Source organism: Kitasatospora sp. NPDC004272 (assembly GCF_053603035.1).
Window position 1 is genome coordinate 1 of sequence record NZ_JBSGET010000254.1, and the last position, 4,855, is coordinate 4,855.

The following is a 4,855-nucleotide window of genomic DNA, read 5'->3' on the forward strand; positions in this document are numbered from 1 at the left end:
GGCCGTGCTCGCCGGCGGCACCGCCCTCGCCGTCTCCACCGCCGCCAAGGACGGCGGCAGCGCGACGGCCGCCGTCGCGCCCGCCCACACCTCGGGCGGCGACGACACCGTGGTCGTCTACGGCAAGGCCGACGCCGCGCACACCCTGTCGGTGTACGAGGACTTCCGCTGCCCGGTCTGCCGGGCGTTCGAGACCTCGGCGGGCCAGGCCGTCCAGCAGCTCGCCGACCAGGGCGACTACAAGATCGAGTACCACCTGGCCACGTTCCTCGACAACAACCTGGGCGGCAAGGGCTCGAAGACCGCGCTGGCCGCGGCGGGCGCCGCGCTGAACGAGGGCACCGACAAGTTCAAGGCGTTCCACGACCTGCTGTACGCCAACCAGCCGTCCGAGTCCGAGGACGGTTTCGGCGACGTCAACCACCTGCTCGACCTGGCCGGCCAGGTCCCCGGCCTGAAGACCGATGCGTTCACCAAGGCCGTCACGGAGGGCACCTACCAGGGCTGGGCGGCGAAGGTCTCCACCGCCTTCAACAAGAGCGGCGTCTCCGGCACCCCGACCGTCGAGCTGGACGGCAAGACCCTCGCGGTCATCGGCCAGGACGGCAAGCCGGTCACCGGCGGGCAGTTCACCGCCCTGGTCCAGCAGACCATCGGCGGGTGACCCGGTGACCACCGCCCGCACCCCGGTCCCGGCCTCCCGCGGCTACTCCTGGCTGCTCCTGGTCGCCGGCCTGATCGGCCTGGCCGCCTCCGCCGTCCTCACCCTCGACAAGCTCAAGCTGATCGAGAACCCGGCGTACCAGCCCAGCTGCAACATCAACCCGATCATCAGCTGCGGCTCGATCATGCGCACCGCCCAGGCCGAGGCGTTCGGCTTCCCCAACCCGCTGATCGGCCTGGCCGCGTTCGGCGCCCTCGCCGCCATCGGCGCCGGCCTGGTCGCCGGCGCCGCCCACCGCCGCTGGTTCTGGCTCTCCCTCCAGGCGGGCACCCTGCTCGGCCTCGGCTTCGTCGCCTGGCTGATCGACCAGGCCCTGTACGAGATCGGCGCCCTCTGCCCCTACTGCATGGTCGTCTGGGCCGTGGTCATCACCGCCTTCTGGTACACCACCGTCCACAACCTCCGCACCGGCACCCTCCCCGCCCCGGCCGCCCTGCGCCGCCTGGCCGCCCTCCGCTTCCAGTGGCTCGTCCCGACCGCCGCCTACCTGGTGATCCTCCTGCTGATCCTCAACCGCTTCTGGTACTACTGGTCCACCCTGCTCTGACCCGCCACGCCCGACGGTCCCCGCCGCTGTTTCACGAGCCAGGAGGAGATCGTCCTCGCCCTCGCGGGCGAGGCGTTCCGGCCGGTCTTCGAACCGGTCGAGCGGCTGGCCGACAGCACGGACGCGCCTACCGGCACGCCGGGGCCGGGGCGGTTCCGCGAGCCGACCCCGGGTCGACGACCTGAGCGCCCGCTCCGACCTCCCGGCCCCCGCCCGCACGTTCCCGGGCGGGGCCGGGAGCGGTAACCTGCGGCCGTGAACGGGACTTGGGACGAGGCGCGGCTGGTCGCGGACGGCTTCGAGCGCGTGCTGGTCGAACTGGAGTGGTACGACGGGCCGCGGACCGGAGTGGTGGGGGTCGGGGGTGCGCTGCACTACTTCGACGGCTTCGGGCAGTACACCGGGGACGGGGCCGGCGGGTACCGGGTCTGGCCGGTGGCCGCGGAGGCGGCGGCGTGGGAGCGCGAGCAGTGGGCGATCCAGGCCCGGTGGGGGGCGCGGCCGGGGCCGGACGGGGTGGACCCCCGGTACGACGAGTTGACGGCCCTGCTCGCGGAGCACCGCCGGGAGCCGGAGGACGCCCGCCTGCTGGTGGGCGAGCTGCGGAGCACCGGCGCCGGGGACGACGCGGAGGGGACGGGCTACTGGTTCCGGTGGCACCTGTGAGCCGGACCGTTCCGCCCGGCCCCGGCGGGGCGGAGCCGGCCGCGGAGGCGGCGCGGCGTTGGCTGGCCGACCGGGGCGTCAGCCGGGTGCGGGACGGCTGGGTGAGCGACGGGGAGCCGGGCGCGGTGCTCACCGCCGACCAGGTGGCGCACGCCTGGGCCGGCGAGGTGTTCGCCGAGGACCTGGAGCCGGCCGACCGGTTGCGCCTGGCCTTCGGACTGCTGGACCTCCTCGACGCCTACTGGGTCACCTGCAAGATCCGGTTCGCGCACGAGGGCGCGGACGGCCCGCTGCCGGCCGACGTGCTGTGGGACGGCTACCGTCGGCGGCTGGAGGCGGACCGGGACGCCGAGGCCGTCAGCTACTCGCTGTGGGTGGACTGGTTCGAGCACCCCGCCACTTCCGCGACGGCCTTCGCCGAGGTGCTCGGCAACGACCTGGCCCGGCTGCCGGCCGAGCCCCCACCGGCCCTGCTCCGCCGGGCCCGCCGGGTGCTGGAGTGCTCGGGCCCGGTCCGCTGGCCGGTGAAGGAGCCCGCGTACCGCACCGCCGCCCGGCTCCCCGCCCTGCACCCGGCCCTCTTCCGCGGCCTCCTGACGAGCTTCCACGACGTCCACGGCGACCTGGAGCCGGCCGCCGCACTCGCCCTCCTCGACCGGCTGGACCTCCCGGCGAGCACCCGGCACCTCGCCGCGCTGCGCCGCGTGCTCGCCGCGGGGCACCGGAACCACCACCGCAGCCCCGGCGCCTGGGAGGACGCGCTCCGCGCCTGCTCGGCCTGAAAGGCCTAGCGGTCGCGGGTGACGGACCAGGCCGGGAGGTGGGTGAAGAAGGCGACGGCCCCGGGGCGCCAGCGGGTGTGCCAGGTGGTGGCCAGGGCGGCGGCGCGGTGGGCGTGCCGGAGGGCTTCGGCGTGCAGGGTGCGGTCGAGGCCGTGGGTGCGGGCGAGGTCGCGGACGGGGGCGAGGGCGTCGGGGTCGGGGTTGCCGAGGGCGGTGCGCAGGGTCCGGCGGCCGGTCTCGTCGGCGGCGGCGAGCAGGGCCCGGACGAGGTAGCTGCGGCGGCCCGCGCGGAGGTCGGTGCCGAGCGGTTTGCCGAGGACGGCCGGGTCGCCGAAGAGGTCGAGCCAGTCGTCGTGGATCTGGTTGGCGATGCCGACCGCGGTGGCGTACGCGCGCAGTTCGGCGTCGTGCGGGGCGGGGTCGGCGCCGGCGGCGAGCAGGCCGAGGCGCAGCGGGGCGAGCACCGAGTAGCGGGTGGACTTGTACTCGGTGACGGCGTGCAGGAACGCGGTGTCGGGTTCGGGGTGGAAGTCGCGTTCCAGGTCGAGGAGTTGGCCGTTGACGGCGTCGGCCCCGGCCTCGATCGGGACGGCGGCCATGGCCAGGGCGCGGTCGGGCGGCAGGTCGCCGGTGAGCAGGACCCGGACGGCGAGGAAGGCGGCCAGGTCCCCGGCCAGGACGGCGAGCGCGAGGGCGGTGTCGGGCCGGTCGGGGAACTCGTCCCGGTAGGCGTAGTAGGTGGAGGGGCCGCCCCGGCGCACGGGTGCGTCATCGATGACGTCGTCGTGGATCAGGCCGTGGGTGTGCAGCAGTTCGATGCTGATCGCGGCCTGGTCCAGGCCGGGCACCGGGCGGTCGGTGACCAGGGCGGCGGCCTCGTGCAGCAGGGCGACCCGCAGGCGCTTGCCGCCGCGCAGGGACAGCTCCCGCACCAGGTCGAGGGCGCGGGCCGGGAACCTGCCGTGCGGGGGCGGTTGCGGGGCGCCGGTCGCCGGGTCGGCCAGGGCGTCGAAGTAGGCCGCGAAGCGGGTTTCGAACCGGCGCTGGTGGTCGGCGGCGCGGTGCAGGGCCGCGCTGAGGACGTCGTTCACCCCGTCAGGTTGTCACGCCGGACGGCCGGACGGTCCGGCGGCGGCCCCCTGGGCGGCGGTCTGAGCGGCCCCCTGAGCGGCCCCCTGAGCGGCGGCCTGGACGGCGGCGGCCGGCAGTTCGGCGAGGAGCCGTTCGGTGGCGGTGTGCAGGCGGAGGGCGGCGGCGGGGTCGAAGGCGGGGGTGTCGGTGCGGACCCGGCGGCCTTCCAGGACGGCGGTGAGCGGGGCGGCGGGCGCGTCGAGGTGCGGGAGGATCTGGGCGACCGCCTCGGTGACGGGTCTGCCCTGGACGCGCAGGCGGTCGACGTGGGCGGCGGTGGCGCGGTCGTACTCGCCGGCGAAGCTGGTGGCGACCACGCCGGGGTGGTTGACCACCTGGGGGACGTCGGGGTGCAGGTGGGCGAGGTGCGCGGCGAGCAGGTCGCACAGGGCCCCGCCGTGGCCGAGCGCGCCGGTGCCGGGGTAGTCGCGGCGCAGTTGGAGGTCGTCCCAGCGGACGGGGCCGGTCAGTCCGGCGCCGCCGAAGTTGAGCACCACGGGGCTTGCGGCGCGCCGCAGTTGGGGCAGCAGGCCGTGCGAGAGCAGGTGGCGGCTGAGGTAGTGGAGGGCGAAGTTGCTCTCCAGGCCGTCGGCGGTCTCGGCCCGGGTGGAGCGGTGGTAGCGGGCGCCCAGCACCAGGACGTCCACCGCCGGGTGGTGGGCGGCGACGTGGGCGATCAGGCGGCGGTTCTCGGCGACCAGGCTGAGGTCGGCGGCGAGGAAGTGCGCCCGTTCGCCCGCGCCGCGCCGGTGGGCGTCGGCCCGGAACGCCTCGCCCTTGGCCGGGTTGGTGCCGACCACCAGGACGTGGTGCCCGCGCTCCAGGTAGGCGGTGGCGAGGGCGCGGCCGATGCCGTCCGTTCCGCCCGTGATCACTGCGGTGGCCATGGTTCGTTCCCCTCCCCGGTCGTGAATGCTTTGATGTTTGGAAGAAAAAAAAAAAAAAGAGGGGGGCAGGGAGACGAAAAAAACCAAAAAAAAAAAACAAAAAAGAGAAAGGTGAAGA

The 4,855-nt window shown here is 74.8% G+C and carries 6 protein-coding genes; 4 read left to right on the forward strand and 2 right to left on the reverse strand.

The annotated features are described in order from the left end of the window. The 4 genes from ACWEO5_RS37995 to ACWEO5_RS38010 all read left to right on the forward strand — a co-directional run. The coding region (locus tag ACWEO5_RS37995; protein ID WP_452166634.1) for a DsbA family protein at nt 1-664 on the forward strand (664 nt) is incomplete at its 5' end. Between the two features lie 4 nt (nt 665-668). Beyond that, nucleotides 669-1,271 (forward strand): vitamin K epoxide reductase family protein, encoded by a 603-nt coding sequence (locus ACWEO5_RS38000; RefSeq protein ID WP_452166635.1) that lies wholly within the window; start codon nt 669-671, stop codon nt 1,269-1,271. Between the two features lie 255 nt (nt 1,272-1,526). Then, a complete protein-coding gene (locus ACWEO5_RS38005; RefSeq protein ID WP_452166636.1) occupies nt 1,527-1,937 on the forward strand; it encodes a hypothetical protein in 411 nt (136 codons plus the stop codon). After that, nucleotides 1,934-2,719, forward strand: coding sequence for a hypothetical protein (locus ACWEO5_RS38010; protein WP_452166637.1), 786 nt, complete (start codon nt 1,934-1,936; stop codon nt 2,717-2,719). Before ACWEO5_RS38005 ends, ACWEO5_RS38010 begins: the two co-directional genes overlap by 4 nt. A 5-nt stretch (nt 2,720-2,724) precedes the next feature. Here the strand turns inward: ACWEO5_RS38010 and ACWEO5_RS38015 are convergent, their stop codons facing one another. Together ACWEO5_RS38015 and ACWEO5_RS38020 are read right to left on the reverse strand one after the other, a co-directional pair. Continuing rightward, nucleotides 2,725-3,810: a polyprenyl synthetase family protein gene (locus ACWEO5_RS38015; RefSeq protein ID WP_452166638.1), complete on the reverse strand. Its 1,086-nt coding sequence runs from the start codon at nt 3,808-3,810 to the stop codon at nt 2,725-2,727. 12 nt (nt 3,811-3,822) lie between these two features. Next, the gene (locus ACWEO5_RS38020; protein WP_452166639.1) at nt 3,823-4,737 is read right to left on the reverse strand and encodes an SDR family NAD(P)-dependent oxidoreductase; all 915 of its coding nucleotides are present in this window, start codon (nt 4,735-4,737) and stop codon (nt 3,823-3,825) included. Nucleotides 4,738-4,855 lie beyond the last annotated feature (118 nt).

Coding starts and splice junctions, on each gene's coding strand:
- ACWEO5_RS38020 (WP_452166639.1), bottom strand. CDS start 4,737: ATGGCCACCGCAGTGATCACGGGCGGAACGGACGGCATCGGCCGCGCC.